The sequence below is a fragment of the Nocardia sp. CA-136227 genome, from assembly GCF_050955695.1.
Taxonomy (GTDB): domain Bacteria; phylum Actinomycetota; class Actinomycetes; order Mycobacteriales; family Mycobacteriaceae; genus Nocardia.
The window spans coordinates 2,108,290-2,125,878 of record NZ_CP192081.1 but is presented as its reverse complement, the minus strand read 5'-3'; the positions used below and the strand labels follow the sequence as shown (position 1 = coordinate 2,125,878).

Genomic DNA, 17,589 nt, shown 5'->3' with positions numbered 1-17,589 from the left:
TCGCGTGCGCCTCGAGCGGGTGCGTACGGATGCGACCGTCGCGCTGCGGAAGTCGAGCAATCAAACCGAACCCACGCCGGGCGAAGCTCCGACGGGGAGAAGTGGTGCTGCCGTGCCGCGGCCTCGTGGGGCCTCGGGGTGGACATGGTTCCACGCGCCACGGGTCGGGACGAGCGCGGCGGTGGCGGGCGGGACGCTGGCGTCGCTGGCGCCGGGGCTGCTGCCGCGCACCCCGTCGGCGCAGGCGATCGTGACCGCGCTGCTGGTGCTGATCGGGCTGGCGTTGGCGGGGATCGTCCGGATGGTGTTGCGCTGGACTCGGTTCGGGGTGGAGCGGCTGGCGCGGTGGCGGGTTCCGGTGGCGGTCGCGGGGACGGGCCTGGTCGGGGGTGCGATGGGGTATGCCGAGCATTGGCAGAACTCGCTGCGGAATGCCATGGGGGTCGGGGGTATCGGACCGGGGTACTGGGTGCAGTGGCTGGCGTGGACGGTGCCGATCGTGGCGCTGGTGGTGGGTCTGGCACACGGGGTGCGGTGGGTGGTGCGGCGATTGGGGCGGGCGCGGAGTATCGCGGCGGCGGCGGCGCTGGGCGTGGCGGCGCAGCTGCTGGTGGTGCCGAGCGTGGTGGAGTGGCGGCGGGCGGCGTACGCGGCGGCGGATTCGTTCGTGGATCCGGAGCTGGTGCAACCGGATTCACCGACCCGGTCGGGGAGTCCGGTGTCGATGGCGAGCTGGCCGTCGCTGGGAGCGCAGGGGCGGCGGTTCGTGGCGGGGACGCCGGCGCGGGCGGTGCGGGTGTACGTCGGGTTGAACTCGGCGACGGGGCTGGAGGCGCGGGTGGCGCTGGCGGTGCGGGAGCTGGAGCGGACGGGTGGATTCGAACGGCGGAATCTGGTGGTGACCGTGCCGACCGGGTCGGGGTGGATCGACAGCGATGCCGCCAAGGGACTGGACGCGCGGTTCGGCGGGGATGTGGCGCTGGTCGGATTGCAGTACTCGGACGCGCCCAGCTGGGTCACCTTCGTCTTCGGGCGCGATGCTGCCGAGGAGTCGGCGCGGGCCCTGTTCCGGGCTGTCGAACAACGGATTTCGACGCTGCCGGATCCGCCGAAGCTCTACATCTACGGGCAGAGCCTGGGCGCGCTCGGCGGCAGCGCGGTGTTCACCGATGACACCGATCTGGACCGCCGTACCTGCGGTGCGCTCTGGGCGGGCCCGCCGGGCGGGCAGGTGCGGCACGGGCGGGCGGCGGTGCTGGCCAATGCCTCCGATCCGGTGGTGCACTGGTCACCGTCCCTGCTGTGGCGCGCACCGGATCTCACCGGCACCCGGCCGGATGCTCCTGTCCCGCCGTGGTTTCCGGTGGTGAGCTTCCTGCAGACCTCCGCCGACCTGCTGGGCGCGCTGGACGCCCCGGCCGGTCACGGACACCGCTACGGCGTGGACCAGGGCACGGTGCTGCCGGGCTGCTGAGTCGGTTCGCGGACTTCGCGGGTGAAGTCCGCGACCAGCCGGTCGATGGCGGCGGCCGCGTCGAGCCGAGCCCGCCAGACCTCCGGAATGGCGTCCGCGCCGAGGCGGGCCCCGAGCAGCGCGCCGCAGATGGACCCGGTGGAGTCGCTGTCCCCGGAGTGGTTGACCGCCAGCAGCACGCCGTTGCGGAAGATCTCCTCCGGTGTGCCGCCGACGTTCTCGGCGCACACCGCCGCGCACACCGCCAGCGCGAGGGCCTCGGACCCGATAACGCCGCTGCCCAGTCGTTCCAGCAGTCCGGGCGCGGGCATGGGCCGTCCCCGGAAGGCGATGGTGTCGGCCAGCCGCACGGCCGCGTCGAGCGCCTCGGAGGTCTCCTCGTGGTTCCGGTTCCGGACCAGCTGCGCGCGAGCCTGTTCCACGGCGGTCCGCACGTCCAGTCCCCGGCCCAGCCCGTACACGGTGGCCGCGAAGGTGCCCGCGGGCAGCCAGCCGCTCGGGTTGCCGTGGGTGAGGGCCGCCGCGTCGCAGGCCAATTCGAAGGCGTGCTCGAGCGACGGCGTGAATCCGCAGGGCGCGGAACGCACCACAGCCGCGCAGCCCTTGGAGTCGTTGATCGGATGGTCGCGGGTGCCCAGCGGGGTGCCTGGGCGCTGCCGGGCGGCCGCGCGCAGCATGGCGGAGATGGTGGTCTGGGTGGGGCCCCGGTAGGTCATCAGCTCCGGGTACATGGTCAGCCCGCTCTGCAACGGCACCGGCTGTTCGGGCACGGCGGCCTGACCCTGCCCGCGCAGCCACACCAGCAGGTTCTCCTGGATCATGCCGGCGGCCACGGCATTGCCGCGAGCTCGCACGCGCGCGCTGCGGATCAGCGCCTCCATGGTGAACAGCGTCAGCTGGGTCTCGTCGGAGATGCGGCCCTTGTAGCCGCCGCCCTCCCCGGTGACGCCCTGATTCCCGTAGCGCAGCTGGATGTTCCGCAGCAGCATGGTCTCGATCGGCGCGCCCAGCGCGTCCCCGATGGCGCCGCCGAACAGGCAGCCGCGCACGGTGTCCTCGCGGGGCAGCCGGTCGGCGGCCAACGCGCGGGGCCGCCGCACCAGGGACACCGGTTCGGCCACCGTCTCCCATGCGGCCCGCGCGAATTCGTAGCAGGTCTCGTAGCGGTCGCGCGGGTCCTTGGACAGCGCGCGTCGCAGCACCGCGTCCAGTTCGGCGGGGACCTCACGCCGGAACTGGCCGGCGGACGGCGGCGGGGACTGCAGATGGCCGAGCATGACGGTCGCGATGTTCGGCGCGTCGAAGGGCCCGCGCCCGGTGAGCAGCCGGAACAGGGTGCAGGCCAAGGAGTACTGGTCCGAGCGCGGCCCCATGGGCGCGGAGGTCAGCTGCTCCGGGGAGGCGTAGGCGAGGGTGGCGTTGAGCATGCCGGTGCGGGTCAGGTGCGCGGTGTCGTCGAGCACCCGGGCGATGCCGAAGTCGCTGAGCAGGACTCGTTCGGCGAAGCCGGTGCCGATGCCGCCGGAGCGCGACAGCAGCAGGTTGGCGGGCTTCACGTCGCGGTGCAGGACGCCGCGCGCGTGCGCGTAATCCAGTGCGGCCGCGGTCTGCACGATGATCTCGACCGCCCGGTCCGGGGGCAGATCGAAGGGGTCGATGGACGCGCCGTCGACGCCGTCCACGTACTGCATGGCGATCCACAGCTGCTCGCCCTCGTCACCACGGTCGAAGACGGTGATGATGTTGGGGTGGTCGAGCTGGGAGATCACATCGGCCTCGCGCTCGAAGCGCTGCCGGGTCTCGTTGTCGCCGAACATCTCCCGGTGCAGCAGTTTGAGCGCGATCAGCCGCGGGAGCCGAGGGTGGCGGGCCGCGTAGACCGAACCCATTCCGCCACGGCCCACTTCGCGCTCGATCACGTAGCCCGCGAAGACTTCGCCGCGTCGCAACATCCCCTGACAAACCCTTCACACACGCCGAAACGCTGCCAGCCTACCGGTCGGGACCGACGCGTCGCAGGCAATGCCGGATCGGCCGGATACCGACTGCCCGGAATCGGACAAGCCGGACGATGGCGCGCATCCCCCGCTGACCTGCGGCGCACCGGTCCGGTCCGCGGACAGCGAACGGCCCCCGCCGGTGGATACCGACGGGGGCCGAATTCGCTTGCGGGATCGACCGATCAGGCGATCGGGCCGCGGGCCGCCTCGTAGGCCGCGCCGACCCGGTACAGGCGGTCGTCGGCCAGGGCCGGGGCCATGATCTGCAGGCCGACCGGCAGACCGTCGTCCGCGCTGAGCCCGGACGGCACTGACATGGCGCAGTGCCCGGCCAGGTTGGTCGGCAGCGTGCACAGGTCCGAGAGGTACATGGCCAGCGGGTCGTTGACCTTCTCGCCCAGCTTCCACGGGGTGAACGGACTGGTCGGCGAGACCAGCACGTCGACGGTCTCGTAGGCCTTGTCGAAGTCCCGCGCGATCAGGTTGCGGACCTTGTTGGCCTGGCCGTAGTAGGCCTCGTAGTAGCCCGAGGACAGCGCGTAGGTGCCGATCATGATGCGGCGCTTGACCTCCGGGCCCAGGCCGGCCTCACGGGTCATGGACATGACCTGCTCGGCCGAGTGGGTGCCGTCGTCGCCGACGCGCAGGCCGTACCGCATGGCGTCGAAGCGCGCCAGGTTCGACGACACCTCCGACGGCAGGATCAGGTAGTAGGCGGGCAGCGCGTACTCGAAGTGCGGGCACGACACCTCGATCACCTCGGCGCCCAGCTCCTTCAGCTGCGCGACCGCGGCGTCGAAGGAGGCGAGGACGCCCGGCTGGTAGCTGTCGGAGTGAAGCTCGCGCACCACACCGACTTTCAGGCCCGACAGATCGCCCTTGGCGCCCTCGCGGGCGGCGGCGACCACCGGCGGCACCGGCACATTGCGGGAGGTGGAGTCACGCGGGTCGTACCCGGCGATGACCTCGTGCAGCAGCGCGGTGTCCAGCACGGTGCGACCGCACGGGCCGCCCTGGTCCAGCGAGGACGCGCAGGCGACCAGGCCGAAGCGGGACACGGTGCCGTAGGTCGGCTTGGTGCCGACGGTCGCGGTGACCGCGGCGGGCTGGCGGATCGAGCCGCCGGTGTCGGTGCCGATCGCCAGCGGGGCCTGGTAAGAGGCCAGCGCGGCGGCCGAGCCGCCACCCGAACCACCCGGAATCCGTTCGGTGTCCCAGGGATTGCGGGTCGGGCCGTAGGCCGAGTTCTCGGTCGACGAACCCATGGCGAACTCGTCCATGTTCGTCTTGCCGAGGATCGGGATGCCCGCCTCGCGCAGCTTGGTGGTCAGCGTCGCGTCGTAGGGCGACACCCAACCCTCGAGCATCTTCGACCCGCAGGTGGTCGGCATGTCGACGGTGGTGAAAACGTCCTTGAGCGCCAAGGGAACACCGGCCAGCGGCGAGGCCACGGTCCCGGCGGCGACCTGACGGTCCACCTCGGCGGCGGTGACCAGCGCCTGCTCGCCCGCGACGTGCAGGAAGGCGTTGATCTCCCCGTCGACCTCGGCGATGCGGCGGATGTGGGCCTCGGTGACCTCGACCGAGGACACCTCGCGGGTGTGGATCTTGTCCGCGAGTTCCGCCGCGGACAGCTTGGTCAGGTCCGTCATTCGCCCTCTCCCAGAATCTGCGGAACCATGAACCGCTGCTCCTCGACGGCCGGGGCCATGGCGAGCGCCTCGTCCGGAGTCAGGCACGGGCGCGGCACATCCGGGCGCGTCACGTTGGTCTCCGGATTCGGGGATGCGGTGGCGGGCACATCGGCGGCGGCGACCTGCGAGATCTGTGCGACGTGGGTCAGGATGGAATCCAGCTGACCGGCGTACAGATCGAGTTCGTCGTCCGTCAAAGCGAGCCGGGACAGCCGGGCGAGGTGGGCTACCTCGTCCCTGGAGATGGCGGGCACCGCGGGACCCCTTTCGGCATGGTTCGAGCTAGGTGATTGGCCATCCGACAGCCTAGTGGGTTCACCTTCGGCCACCGGTCGCAGGTACGCGCCGGACCTGGCACCATCAATGTGTGACCCACGGGTAGGTGGCCCGCGTCACAGCAGATGCTTCGATTCGATAACGGGCTCTCGAGGGTGTAAGTATTGCGGGACTCGGGTACCCGTCGGAAAGTTTCGGTCGCACAGTAAAGAAAGGAAGGCACGTGTCATACCTGCTTCGCGTGCAACTTCCGGATCGCCCGGGGAGTCTCGGATCGCTGGCGCTGGCGCTGGGTTCCGTTGGCGCGGACATCCTCTCGCTGGATGTCGTCGAGCGCGGCGACGGCTTCGCGATCGACGACATCGTCGTCGAGGTGCCGACGGGCGCATTGCCCGACACCCTCATCACCGCCGCCGAATCACTGCACGATGTGCAAGTGGATTCGCTGCGGCCGTACTCGGGGATCCTCGACACCCATCGCGAACTCGAGCTCATCGACCAGGTCGCCAACGCACGCGACGACCGGTTGCAGGTGCTCGTCGACGGTGCGCCCCGGGTGCTGCGGGTCGGCTGGTCGACCGTGATCGACATGGGCCCGCAGGGCGCCTACCGGGTGGTGGGTTCCCAGAGCGCGCCGTCCACACAGGCCGCCTCCGCGCCGTGGATGCCCTTGGAGAAGCCGTCGGTGCTCGACGGTGACGCCGACTGGGTGCCGGACCTATGGAAGGACATGGACACCAAGCTGGCGGCGGCGCCACTCGGCAACACCGGCAAGGTGCTGCTGCTGGGCCGCCCGGGCGGACCGGACTTCCGGCCCTCGGAGGTGGCTCGCCTGGGCTACCTGGCCGGCATCGTCGCGACCGTGCTGGGCTGAGTCACACCCGCTTTCACCTCGCGTTTCACGCCCCTACCGGAGATCCGGTGGGGGCGTTTCGCATTGCCGGGCCGCCGCGCGCCTGCCGTTTCCTACGTAGGAACTCAGTAGATTCCCAGGTTTTATCTACTATTCACCTACGTAGGTCATCTACGTTCTTACTTAGTAGATAAGGAACGGCCGAGACGCCGCGCAGAGAGGCAATGACGCCATGCAGCACGCCCATCGACCACGACCCCACCTCCGCATCATCGGCCTGATCCTGGCCCCACTGGCCGGCGCCGCCGTGCTCGCCGCGGGACAGGCATCCGCCGACCCGTCCACACACGGCGGCACATCACCCGGAGCCTCCGACCCGTCGCGGACGTCCGGGGACCGCGGCAACCGGTCCGGCATCATCACGCACGGCAATGACCCCACCGGCATCCACGCCCGGGATCCGCTCGGCTTCAACCACACCGACACCGATCCGGTTCTCCAGAATCAGCACCCGCGGAAACCCGGCACGGTCCGCCCGCCGCACCAACCGCCGAACCGGGTCGGCGGCGGCGACCCGGCCACCTGGACGCCCAAGTGGGACCGGGACGGTTCCGGCTACACCGTCTGCCCCGCGCTCGCCAGCCACTGCTGACCACGTACCGAGACCAGGGAGCGACCATGACCACTGCAATCACCACGCCGCGCGGCTCGCGACGCTTCGGGCGGGCCGCCGCCGCGCCCATCGCCATCGCCGCCCTGGCCGTCGCCGGGCTGCCGCTGGCCGCGACCGCCGAGGCGGAGACCGGCGAGCGCCGGGCCCGCGCCGGGTGTCTGTGGGCGGGAACGACTTACCCGCAGGACAGCACCGTCATCGCGGGCGGCACCAGCTTCCGGTGCGGCACCGACGCCGGGGCGCCGTACTGGTTCGCCGGGGCGGATACCGATCGGCCCGCCACGGTGCGGACACCGGGCGCGACCGGCAGCCCGGTCGGTCAATTCAGTCCGGGCGCACGGCAACCCGGCACCAGCTACACCGACTACTGCGTCGGCAATCAGCTGATCCCGGGCACCGACGACGTGTACCAGGTGGTCCGGGTCTCCGGGGACGTGCTGCTCTGGAAGGCCGCCGAACCCATCGCCGGATGGACTTTCGACGGCACCCGCCCGGCCCCGACCTGGCGCACGGCGTCGCTCTGTATCGACGGCGTGCTGACCTAGATTCCGGACCGGTCCAGACCCTGCGGGGTCACTCCCCCGCCGCGACCTCGAACCGCATGACGGTCAGCGGCAGCCCCGAATCGGTGTGCCAATCGCGTTCCGGCACATGCGCGAAACCGAACCGGTCGTACATGCGGCGAGCGTCCTGCATGGTCGGCATGGTGGTGAGAACCACCGCGCCGAAGCCCTCGGCGCGGGCGGTCTCGATCACCCGCACCAGCAGGGCGCGGCCGATGCCGAGGCCCCGGGCGCGCTTGGACACCGCGAGCATCCGGAACTCCAGCTCCCCGGGCCGGGCGATATCGGCGAACGGCGTGCCCGGCCGGGCCATGGTCAGGGAGCCGAGCAGCTCCCCGCCGCGCACGGCCACCAGGATCTCCGCCGACGCCGCGCGGGTGGCGGTGTCGGCGAGCTCCGCGACATACAGGCTCCGGGGATTCACATGTCCCTCGCCCACATACACCTCGACGGTCAACTCGCCGACCGCGGCGAAATCTCCGACCTCGGCATCCCGAATCACCACGGCGTCACCGTCCGCGCCCATCACCACAACTCCGTCCTCGATCGATCCCACACCGTCATCCCGCCGCCCCGGCTTCCAGGGCTCGGCCTCGAACACCCACCAGCGCGGGCACGCCCCGCACCGGTGCACGGCGCTCGCTACGACACCGCTTCGGGGCCGCCCGCGAGGAGTTTGACGAAGCCTTCCTCGTCGAGGATCGGGACGCCGAGTTCCTCCGCCTTGTCGGCCTTGGAGCCGGGCGAGTCACCGATGACCACGAAAGCGGTCTTCTTGGAGACGGATCCGGCGGCCTTGCCGCCGCGGATCAGGATCGCTTCCTTCGCGCCGTCGCGGGTGAAGGTCTGCAGCGAGCCCGTCACCACGATGGACAGGCCCTCGAGGTTGCGTTCGATGGACTCGTCGCGCTCGTCCTCCATGCGGACGCCGGCGGCGGCCCACTTGTCGACGATGTCGAGATGCCATGGCACGGTGAACCATTCGGTGACCGCGGCGGCGATTGTCGGGCCGACACCGTCGGTGGCGGCCAGTTCCTCGGCCGAGGCCTCGCGGATGCGGTCCATGCTGCCGAAGGCGGTGGCCAGGGCGCGGGCCGCGGTGGGACCCGCGTGCCGGATGGACAGGCCGACCAGGACGCGCCACAGCGGGCGATCCTTGGCGGACTCCAGATTCTCCAGCAGGCGTTTGCCGTTCTGCGACAGCGTGCCCGCCTTGTTGGTGAACAGCGTGGTGGTGAGCAGCGTCGCCTCGTCGAGGGCGAACAGATCACCCTCGTCGGCGATCGCGCCCGACTTCAGCAGGTCGATCGCGGCCTCGTAGCCCAGCGCCTCGATATCGAACGCGCCGCGCCCGGCCACGTGGAACACCCGCTCCCGCAGCTGCGCCGGGCAGTACTGCTGATTGGGGCAGCGGATATCGGCGTCGCCCTCCTTGGCGGGGGCGAGCTCGGTGCCGCACTCGGGGCAGTGCGTGGGCATCACGAAGGCGCGCTCGGAGCCGTCGCGCGCGTCCACCACCGGACCGAGTACCTCGGGGATCACGTCACCCGCCTTGCGGATGGTGACGGTGTCGCCGATGAGCACGCCCTTGCGCTGTACCTCGGAGGCGTTGTGCAGCGTCGCCATCGCGACCGTGGAGCCCGCCACCGTCACCGGCTGCATGACCGCGAACGGCGTAACCCGGCCCGTGCGACCGACATTCACCTGAATGTCGAGCAGCTTGGTGGTGGCCTCCTCCGGCGGATACTTGTAGGCGATGGCCCAGCGCGGCGCGCGCGAGGTGGCGCCCAGGCGGCGCTGCAGGCTGAACTCGTCGACCTTGACGACCTGGCCATCGATCTCGTGCTCGATGTCGTGGCGGTGCTCGCCCCAATAGTTGACGCGGTCGACCACCGCGTCCGCGCCCTGCACCCGCACGGTGTGCGCGGACACCGGCAGACCCCAGGCGGCGAGCGCACGATACGCCTCGTGCTGCGACTCCGGCGCGAAACCCTCCAGGCGGCCGAAGCCGTGGCAGATCATGCGCAGCCGCCGCCGGGCCGTCACCGCCGGATCCTTCTGGCGCAGCGAGCCCGCCGCGGTATTGCGCGGATTCGCGTACGGCGGTTTGCCTTCCGCCACGATGGCGGCGTTGAGCGCCTCGAAGTCGGCCAGCGTCATGAACGCCTCACCGCGCACCTCGAGGAGCTTCGGCACCGGGAACTCGTCGCTGTGCACCAGCTCGTGCGGGATGTCCTCGATGGTGCGGGCATTGAGGGTGACGTCCTCACCGGTGCGGCCGTCGCCGCGGGTGGCGCCGCGCACCAGCTTGCCGTCCTCGTACACCAGGTTCAGCGCGACGCCGTCGATCTTCACCTCGCACACGTAGTGCAGGTCGGTGCCGGCGTCGGCCTCCACCTTGGCGATCCACTGCCGCATCTCGTCCTCGTTGAACACATTGTCCAGCGAGTACATCCGCTCCAGGTGATCGACCGGCGCGAACGCCGTCGTGAAGCCGCCCCCGACCAGCTGGGTCGGCGAGTCGGGAGTCCGCAGATCCGGATGCGACTCCTCGAGCGCCACCAGCCGGTTGAACAACTCGTCGAACTCACCGTCGGTGATGATCGGCGCGTCCCGTACGTAGTAGCGGAACTGGTGGTCGCGGACCTCCTCCGCCAACCGCTGCCACTCGACCCGCTCGCCCCCGCTCGCCGCGGTGATCTCCTTGCCCGATTCGCTGCCCGATTCGCTCACAGGAGGCACTCTATCCCGCCCCACCGACAGGTTCGATCAAACATTCCCGCACGTCGAGGCGCATTCGCGCGGGACCGGAGCGGCTCGTCGCCGGGCCGCCGCGAGCGCGTCACGGCCCTCGCGCGCGACCGTTGGCGCTGTCGCGCAGCGTCATTCGCGGCCCGCCCGCAATCCGACCGCCACGTCCGAATAAGGTGAGTCGCATTTCCGACCCGCGACCGGCAGGATGTCCAGGGTGTTGCGTAGTTTTCAGGTGACGAACCATCGGTCCCTCGCCGAACCGCAGGAGCTGCGGCTGACCCGGGGTAGCGGACCGGTCGCCACGCCGGTCACCGCCGTGTACGGCGCGGCCGCCACCGGCAAGACCGGCCTCATCGACGCGCTCGACCGCATGCGCGACGCTGTGCTGAACTCGGTCACCGGGTGGGACCCGTACTCCGGGCCCGACCGCACCCCGCATCTCGGATTCTCGGATCGCCCTTCGGAATTCGTGGCCAACTTCGTCGCCGAGGGCTGCCCGTACACCTACGGATTCCGGCTCGACAACGCCGATGTGGCGGCGGAATGGCTGCACTCGCACCCGCACAATCGCAAGCGGGTGGTCTTCGAACGCGCCGGGGACGACATCCGGATCGGGCCCATGTTCGAGGCCGCCCGGTACGGCCTGGGAGCGGTGGTGCCGCTGGTGCGGCCGAACGCGCTGCTGCTCAGCCTGTCCGGGCAGTTGTACGCCGAACCGCTGGTGCCCGCCTACCGCTGGTTCCAGTCGCTGCTGGAAGTGCAGTGCGGGCAACCGGATCCGCAGGAGATCGCGCACCGCGTCGGCTCGCACATCTCCCGCTCCACCGATCACGCGGTGCGGCTGCTGACCCTGCTGCGCGGCGCGGACCTGGGCATCACCGATCTGCTGCTGCCCTCGGACGATCCCATGTACGCCGACTACCTGCGTGACCTGGACACCGACATCTCGTCCACCACAAAGGAAATCGAGAACTGCACGGTGTCGGCCAACTACGCCGAGGAGATGTTCCTCGAGCACGGCATCACCGTCACCCTGCTGCAGCGCGAACTGGCCAACCTCTACGCCGCCCGCGACGCCCTCTACTCCCGCATGGTGGCCCGCCGCGGTGTCGGCCTGGGCCTCACCCACGAAGGCATCGAGACCGCCTTCGACATCGCCGACGAGTCCAGCGCCACCCTGGCCATGCTGCGCCTGCTCCCGCCCATGCTGGACGCCCTCGACACCGGCGGCGTGCTGGCGGTCGACGATATCGACGCCGCCCTCACCCCCGAGACCGCCGACAGCCTCATCCAGCTGTTCCAGAACCCCGAAACCAATACCCAGGGCGCGCAATTGGTGTTCACCACCGCCAACCGCACCCTCATCGACCGCGGCAACGGCCGCTCCCAGTCCAAGCGCACCACGGTCTGGCAGCTCCGCCGCCACCACGGCGTCTCCGAACTCACCGCCCACTAGCCGCTGCCCTGGGCCGGACGCGACGCCGCCTAGCATGGACTCCATGCTCATCCAGCTCGCGTTCGTCCTGCTGATCGGCGGCGCCCTGGCCGCGACCGTGATGTACTACCGCCGCGCCAATGGTGGCGGCGGTAGTGGCCTGCCCGGCTTCGGCGCCCCCGCCGAACTGGAATCCGGCACCCTGCACGTCACCGGCGTGAGCCCCCGCCCCGCCGAGCCGGGCGAGCAGTACGTCACCATAAGCGGCAGCATCTCCGGTCCGACCGTCGTGGCGCACGAGGTCTACGGCCGTTTCGCCTGGGACGTCGATCAGTGGCCGTCCATCGGCGACCGGATCCCCGTCGCCTACCCCACCGGCAAGCCCGACAAATGGCAGCTCGGCCACCCGGGCGCCCGTCCTTACTTCGGTTCGAAGCGGCCGAAGGATCAGGGCTGATCCTCCGGCCACGGGTCATGGTCAGCGGCGGACGGCCGCGATATTGCCGATCCGGGGGTCGAGGGGACCGACCGGGCGGTCGAGGTGGGCCGTCAGGTCGTTCCAGCTGTGGAACTCGGTGGACCAGCCGAGGGAGTCGAGCCAGGACTGGACGTCGATGTCCTGGGACGTGGTGATGGGGGCCGGGTCGGGGGCGTGGTCACCGGCGACCAGGCGGCGGAGGTCGCGGTACTGCGGAGCGTCGGGGTCGACGATGTAGCGGGCCGCGCCGAAGCGACTGCCGGGGGCGGAGAGTTCGGTGAGGGTGCGGACCACGCGCTGGTTCCAGTCCTGGTTCAGGTAGCCGAGAGAGCCCTCGTCCACCCAGTAGGTGGGGACGCTCGGGGTGAAACCGGCTGCCAGCAAGGGGGTTCGCCAGTCGTCGCGGAGGTCGGAGACGACCACGTGGCGGTGGCAGCCGGGGGTGGCGGGGAGGGTCGCGAGGACGCGTTCCTTGAAGGCGAAGAGTTCCGGGAGATCGATCTCGAACACGTGGGTGTCCGGCGGTAGAGGCATCCGGTAGGCGCGCGTGTCCAAACCCGCTCCCAGGAGGACGATTTGGGCGCAGCCCGCGGTGATCGCCGCACGGAATCGCTCGTCGACCAGGTGCACGCCGACGGTGCGGCCCTCGTAGAACTGGTCGGCCACGGCCTCCACGCGGGCCCAGCGGTCCGGGTCGAAGCCACGGCGGGCAGCGGCCACGAAGGCCGCGGCCTGCGGGTCGTCGTAGAGGCGGTCGGCGCGTTCGGACTCTCGCGCCCGGATGACGGCCACCCCGATCGCCGTCATGGCCACGCCGTCGACCGGCACTGTCGCTGCTGATTCGGTCATGTCACTGCTCCCCGAGAGTGAATTAACTTGCCGCCCGGCTAGGTATCTGGCGGTGAGGAAGACGCTAGGCTTTTTCCTTGCCGGGCGTCAAGCAAAATGAAGGGATTCGATGGACGGGCGTCGTAGTGACACGCGGGAGCGGATACGGGCCGTCGCCATGGAGCTGTTCTCGGAGCGGGGGTACGAGAAGACCTCGTTGCGGGAGATCGCCGAACGCCTGGGAGTCACGAAAGCCGCGCTGTACTACCACTTCCGGACCAAGGAAGACATCGTCGCCAGTCTGTCGGAGGATCTGCGGGGCGGCGTCGACGAGATCGTGACGTGGGCCGAGAGCGCGCCCGAGGGGCGGGAGCGCGCGCGGGAGATCGTGATCCGGTACGGGGCGCTGCTGCACAGTCTCGGCAAGGACATGATCCGGTTCTGGCACGAGAACCAGCCCGCGTTCCGGGACCTCGGGTTCGGGACGAGCCTGCGCTACCAGTTCCGGGTGCTGGCGGACCTGATGAGCGCGCCGAGCCGGGACCCGCTGACGGTGTTCCACGCCCGGCAGGCGCTGCTGGCCATCAGCTGGAGTCTGTCCATGATGGGAGACCTGGAGCTGTCCGACGAGGAGAGCAATGCGGCGGCGGTGGCCATCGCGCTCGACATCGTCGAGCGGATGTAGCGGCTACTCGAAGGTGAGGCCGTCGGGCTCGTCGGCGTAGGCGCGGGCGGTCTCCGCGGCCAGGCTCACCGCGCGGCGGGCCCAGGACAGGGAGGCGCCGGCCAGGCCACAGGCCGGGGAGACCAGGATCTGGTCGGCGAGCAGGCGGCGGGGGAAACCGAGACGGTCGATCAGGCGGACACCGGGTTCGGCGATGTCACGCCAGGTGACCGGCTTGGCCGGTTCGGTGGTGGGGACCAGGCCGAGGACCAGATGCTTTCCGGCGTCCAGCAATTCGCCGATGCGGTCCAGGTCCCGGGTGCCGATGGCGGCCAGGTCGAACCCGATCGCGCTCGCGGCGGACTTGCGCAGGAAACCGAGCGCGGGGCGGTCGGCGCAGGAGTGGATCAGGACCGGGACCGACTGCCGCGCGGCCACGGTGTCGAGCACGTGCAGGGCCTCGGGTTCGGGCATGGCGCGCACCGTGTTCAGAACGCTCACGCCCTTCAGCGTCCCGCTCAGGACGGCCGTCAGGTGGGGTTCGTCGATCTGGAGGATCACCTGCGTGCCGAGTCGCTTGGAGACCTCGGCGACGTGGTTGGCGATGCCCTCGGCCAGGGACTCCGAAAGGTCGCGCAGCGCACCGGAATCGGTGAGGATGCGATGCCCGCCGGGCAGTTCGACCTCCGCGGCGACCGACAGCGGGCCCGCCACCTGCACCTTCACCGGGTGACCGGATCCGGCCGAACCGCCGGTCTCCCAGGCCTCTTCGAGCGCGTCCAGGTCGGTGCGCAACAGGTCGTTGGCGCGCCGCGAGACCGCGCCGGGCCGCGCACCCAGCCGGTATCCGCGGGTGGTGCCGTCGAACTGCATGTCCACCAGCAGCCCGGAGACCCGTCCGATCATGTCCGCGCCCATACCGCGGGCGGGCAGTTCGACCAGGTGCGGCAGCTGACCCAGCTCCCCCACCACGGTCGCCGCCGCCTCGCGCGGGTCGGCGCCCGGCCACGAGCCGACGCCGGTCGCGATGCCGCCGGGCAGCGCGAAGGCGTTGTCACTCACCGGCATCGCCGCGATCGGTCTTTCCGCTCGAGTTCGTGTACCAGTCCCAGCAGGTCGTGTTGACGAACCAGTCCCAGGTCTTGCCCGCGGTGCCCTCGGCGGGCGCGCCGGTGGGGATACGGCCGCGTTCGGCGTAGGGGGCGACCCGGACGGTCACGGCGCGCTTGCGTCCGGAATGGTCGGGGTTGCGGTCCGACGAGGGTCCGGTCGCGGCGTCATGCGGGCCCTCGGGGCCGGGTTGCGCTTCGCCGGGCTGGAATTCGCCGGTGTCGGCGCGGGCGGGCTGCCCCACCGGGTCGGCCGAGGCCCGAGTGGCGCCCTTGCCGAGCCGGACCTTGCCGGGGCCGCGCTTGGGCCGCAGACCGGCCGGTTGCGCCAGACCGGTGCGCCACACGATCCGGCCACCGAGAACGGGCCGGATCTGTGGCGCCACATATGACTTCGCGCCGCTGCGCGAGGGACGGTCGTTCACCGGGCGCTATCCGAGACCAGTTCGCTTGCGTACGAGTGCGGTTCGCGTTCGGTGCCGGAGATGGTGCCGCTGCCCAGCACCTCGTCACCGTCGGTGTCGGGGCGGTAGAGGACCACGGCCTGGCCGCGGGCCACCCCGGTCAGCGGCTCTCGCAGCCGCACCACCAGGCCGCCGTCGACGGCCTCGGCGACCGCGGGGGCGGTGCCGCCGTGGGCACGCACCTGGGCGACGCATTCGATGGGGCCGGAAGGGGTTTCACCCGAGGTCCAGATGGCGCGGTCGGCGAGCACCATCCACACCTCCAGGTCCTTGGCCGAGCCCACGTGCACGTCGCCGGTGTCGGGGTCGATGCCGGTGACGTAGCGCGGCTTGCCGTCGGCGGCCGGGCCGGGCAGGCCCAGACCCTTGCGCTGGCCGATGGTGAATCCGTGCACGCCCTCGTGTTCGGCGAGCTTGGTGCCGTCGGCGTCGAGCACCGCGCCGGGGCGGATGCCGATCTTCGCGCCCAGGAAGGCCTGGGTGTCGCCGGAGGGGATGAAGCAGATGTCGTGGCTGTCGGGCTTGTTCGCGACGGCCAGCCCGCGCTCGGCGGCCTCGGCGCGGATCTGCGGCTTCGGGGTGTCGCCGACCGGGAACATGGCGCGCGACAGCTGATCGCTGGTCAGCACGGCCAGCACGTACGACTGATCCTTGTCCGCGTCCACGGCCCGGCGCAGCACGCCGTCCTCGAGGCGGGCGTAGTGCCCGGTGACGACGGCGTCGAAGCCGAGCGCCGCCGCGCGGTCGGCCAGCGCCGAGAACTTGATCTTCTCGTTGCAGCGCAGGCACGGGTTGGGGGTCTCGCCGGCGGCGTACGCGGCGACGAAGTCGTCGATCACGTCCTCCTTGAACCGGTCCGCGAAATCCCAGACGTAGAACGGGATCCCGAGCACGTCGGCGGCCCGCCGGGCGTCACCGGCGTCCTCCTTCGAGCAGCAGCCGCGCGATCCGGTGCGTAGCGTGCCCGGGCTCGCCGACAGCGCCAGGTGCACGCCGACCACCTCGTGTCCGGCGTCCACGGCGCGGGCGGCCGCCACGGCGGAATCCACGCCACCACTCATCGCGGCAAGTACTCGCATCTAGAAGCCTCCCTTCGCTCCGGCCAGTCCGGCCGCCTTCGCCCGCTCCACGACCTGCGGCAGCGCGGCCAGCAGGGCATCGATATCGGCGTCGGTCGAATCGTGTCCCAATGAGAATCGCAGAGATCCCCGCGCGCGGCCCGGTTCCACGCCCATGGCCAGCAGCACATGGGAGGGTCCGGCGACTCCGGCATTGCACGCGGATCCGGTCGAGCATTCGATCCCGGCGGCGTCGAGCAGCATCAGCAGCGAGTCGCCCTCGCAGCCCGGGAACGTGAAGTGGGCGTTGCCCGGCAGCCGTCGCTCACCGGTGCCGCCGTTGAGCACCGCGTCCGGCACGACGGCGCGCACACCATCGATGAGCCGGTCCCGCAGCCGCTCCAAGTCCACCGCGCGCAGCTCCAGGCCCGCCACGGTCTCGCGGAGGGCGGCCGCCAGGCTCACCGCCGCGGGGACGTCCGAGGTGCCCGAGCGCAGATCCCGCTCGTGCCCGCCGCCGTGCAGCAGCGGCACCGCGGGCACCTGCCGGCCCAGCAGCAGCACCCCGACCCCGTGCGGCCCGCCGACCTTGTGCCCGGCGAAACTGGCCGCCGCCAGCCCGCTGCCCGCGAAATCGATGGGCAGCTGGGCGGCCGCCTGCACCGCGTCGCTGTGCATCGGCACGTCGAACTCCTGTGCCACCGCGGCCAATTCCCGGATCGGCTGGATCGTCCCGACCTCGTTGTTGGCCCACATGACACTGACCAGCGCCGTATCCTCGGCGTGCTCGGCCAGCGCGGCCCGCAGTGTGCGCGGCGACACGACGCCCTCGGCGTCGCACTCCAGCCACGTGATCCGCGCGCCCTCGTGCTGTTCGAGCCATTCCACGGTGTCCAGCACCGCGTGATGCTCGACCGCGCTCACCAGGATCCGGTTCCGCTTCGGGTCGGCGTCCCGCCGCGCCCAGTAGATCCCCTTGACGGCGAGATTGTCGCTCTCGGTCCCGCCCGAGGTGAAGATCACCTCCGAGGGCCGCGCCCCCAGCCCCGCCGCGATCGACTCCCGAGCCTCCTCGAGCAGCCGCCGCGCGGCGCGTCCCGACCCGTGCAGCGACGAGGCGTTCCCCGTCACACCCAGGGCAGCACACATGGCCTCGACCGCGACCGGGAACATCGGGGTAGTCGCCGCGTGATCGAGGTAGACCGTCTGGGCACCGACCGGACCCGGGAAAGCCGACTTCATGACCGTCCAAGGATAGCCGCCGCC

17 protein-coding genes are annotated in these 17,589 nt (G+C 70.9%); 7 read left to right on the top strand and 10 right to left on the bottom strand.

Translation table 11 applies throughout. The features are described from left to right. The first annotated feature begins 112 nt into the window (after positions 1 to 112). A complete protein-coding gene (locus tag ACQP06_RS09510; protein WP_433671881.1) occupies positions 113 to 1,474 on the top strand; it encodes an alpha/beta-hydrolase family protein in 1,362 nt (453 codons plus the stop codon). On the opposite strand, the gene ACQP06_RS09505 is transcribed toward ACQP06_RS09510, so the two are convergent. The 3 genes from ACQP06_RS09505 to gatC all read right to left on the bottom strand — a co-directional run bounded on the left by ACQP06_RS09505 (position 1,435) and on the right by gatC (position 5,422). Beyond that, on the bottom strand, positions 1,435 to 3,426 hold the full coding sequence (locus ACQP06_RS09505; protein ID WP_433671880.1) for an ADP-ribosylglycohydrolase family protein: 1,992 nt from the start codon (positions 3,424 to 3,426) through the stop codon (positions 1,435 to 1,437). The two genes, ACQP06_RS09510 and ACQP06_RS09505, sit on opposite strands and share 40 nt — an antisense overlap. A gap of 230 nt (positions 3,427 to 3,656) precedes the next feature. Further along, complete coding sequence (gene gatA, locus ACQP06_RS09500) at positions 3,657 to 5,126, bottom strand: Asp-tRNA(Asn)/Glu-tRNA(Gln) amidotransferase subunit GatA (RefSeq protein ID WP_433671879.1); 1,470 nt, start codon at positions 5,124 to 5,126, stop codon at positions 3,657 to 3,659. Further along, on the bottom strand, positions 5,123 to 5,422 hold the full coding sequence (gatC, locus tag ACQP06_RS09495) for an Asp-tRNA(Asn)/Glu-tRNA(Gln) amidotransferase subunit GatC (RefSeq protein ID WP_357096144.1): 300 nt from the start codon (positions 5,420 to 5,422) through the stop codon (positions 5,123 to 5,125). The genes gatA and gatC overlap by 4 nt, the downstream gene beginning before the upstream one ends. Before the next feature lie 245 nt (positions 5,423 to 5,667). Here gatC and ACQP06_RS09490 point away from each other — a divergent pair, with 245 nt between their 5' ends. The 3 genes from ACQP06_RS09490 to ACQP06_RS09480 all read left to right on the top strand — a co-directional run bounded on the left by ACQP06_RS09490 (position 5,668) and on the right by ACQP06_RS09480 (position 7,515). After that, positions 5,668 to 6,318 carry an amino acid-binding protein gene (locus ACQP06_RS09490; RefSeq protein WP_357096145.1) on the top strand — a complete coding sequence of 217 codons (651 nt, stop codon included), beginning with the start codon at positions 5,668 to 5,670 and terminating at the stop codon, positions 6,316 to 6,318. A 211-nt stretch (positions 6,319 to 6,529) separates the two neighbouring features. Continuing rightward, positions 6,530 to 6,949 carry a hypothetical protein gene (locus ACQP06_RS09485; RefSeq protein ID WP_433671878.1) on the top strand — a complete coding sequence of 140 codons (420 nt, stop codon included), beginning with the start codon at positions 6,530 to 6,532 and terminating at the stop codon, positions 6,947 to 6,949. A 26-nt stretch (positions 6,950 to 6,975) separates the two neighbouring features. After that, on the top strand, positions 6,976 to 7,515 hold the full coding sequence (locus ACQP06_RS09480; RefSeq protein WP_433671877.1) for a hypothetical protein: 540 nt from the start codon (positions 6,976 to 6,978) through the stop codon (positions 7,513 to 7,515). A gap of 28 nt (positions 7,516 to 7,543) precedes the next feature. On the opposite strand, the gene ACQP06_RS09475 is transcribed toward ACQP06_RS09480, so the two are convergent. Both ACQP06_RS09475 and ligA read right to left on the bottom strand, forming a co-directional pair. Continuing rightward, entirely contained in the window at positions 7,544 to 8,059 is a 516-nt protein-coding gene (locus tag ACQP06_RS09475; protein WP_433673277.1) for a GNAT family N-acetyltransferase, read from the bottom strand. Positions 8,060 to 8,175: 116 nt separating this feature from the next. Next, a complete protein-coding gene (gene ligA / locus ACQP06_RS09470; RefSeq protein WP_433673276.1) occupies positions 8,176 to 10,233 on the bottom strand; it encodes an NAD-dependent DNA ligase LigA in 2,058 nt (685 codons plus the stop codon). Positions 10,234 to 10,501: 268 nt separating this feature from the next. Here ligA and ACQP06_RS09465 point away from each other — a divergent pair, with 268 nt between their 5' ends. Then, on the top strand, positions 10,502 to 11,743 hold the full coding sequence (locus ACQP06_RS09465) for an AAA family ATPase (RefSeq protein ID WP_379101584.1): 1,242 nt from the start codon (positions 10,502 to 10,504) through the stop codon (positions 11,741 to 11,743). A 43-nt stretch (positions 11,744 to 11,786) separates the two neighbouring features. After that, entirely contained in the window at positions 11,787 to 12,179 is a 393-nt protein-coding gene (locus ACQP06_RS09460) for a hypothetical protein (RefSeq protein ID WP_433671876.1), read from the top strand. Between the two features lie 21 nt (positions 12,180 to 12,200). Here the strand turns inward: ACQP06_RS09460 and ACQP06_RS09455 are convergent, their stop codons facing one another. Then, complete coding sequence (locus tag ACQP06_RS09455; protein ID WP_433671875.1) at positions 12,201 to 13,049, bottom strand: SAM-dependent methyltransferase; 849 nt, start codon at positions 13,047 to 13,049, stop codon at positions 12,201 to 12,203. A gap of 109 nt (positions 13,050 to 13,158) precedes the next feature. On the opposite strand from ACQP06_RS09455, the gene ACQP06_RS09450 reads away from it, so the two are divergent. Continuing rightward, a complete protein-coding gene (locus tag ACQP06_RS09450) occupies positions 13,159 to 13,713 on the top strand; it encodes a TetR/AcrR family transcriptional regulator (RefSeq protein ID WP_433671874.1) in 555 nt (184 codons plus the stop codon). A gap of 3 nt (positions 13,714 to 13,716) precedes the next feature. On the opposite strand, the gene ACQP06_RS09445 is transcribed toward ACQP06_RS09450, so the two are convergent. Genes ACQP06_RS09445 through ACQP06_RS09430 form a run of 4 tightly spaced genes read right to left on the bottom strand, consistent with a single transcriptional unit; the run spans position 13,717 to position 17,565 of the window. Then, positions 13,717 to 14,760, bottom strand: a complete 1,044-nt coding sequence (locus tag ACQP06_RS09445) for a methionine synthase (RefSeq protein ID WP_433671873.1) — start codon at positions 14,758 to 14,760, stop codon at positions 13,717 to 13,719. After that, positions 14,747 to 15,226 carry a hypothetical protein gene (locus ACQP06_RS09440; protein WP_433671872.1) on the bottom strand — a complete coding sequence of 160 codons (480 nt, stop codon included), beginning with the start codon at positions 15,224 to 15,226 and terminating at the stop codon, positions 14,747 to 14,749. The genes ACQP06_RS09445 and ACQP06_RS09440 overlap by 14 nt, the downstream gene beginning before the upstream one ends. After that, positions 15,223 to 16,344: a tRNA 2-thiouridine(34) synthase MnmA gene (gene mnmA / locus ACQP06_RS09435; protein WP_433671871.1), complete on the bottom strand. Its 1,122-nt coding sequence runs from the start codon at positions 16,342 to 16,344 to the stop codon at positions 15,223 to 15,225. The genes ACQP06_RS09440 and mnmA overlap by 4 nt, the downstream gene beginning before the upstream one ends. Continuing rightward, the gene (locus ACQP06_RS09430; protein ID WP_433671870.1) at positions 16,345 to 17,565 is read right to left on the bottom strand and encodes a cysteine desulfurase family protein; all 1,221 of its coding nucleotides are present in this window, start codon (positions 17,563 to 17,565) and stop codon (positions 16,345 to 16,347) included. Positions 17,566 to 17,589: the final 24 nt, after the last annotated feature.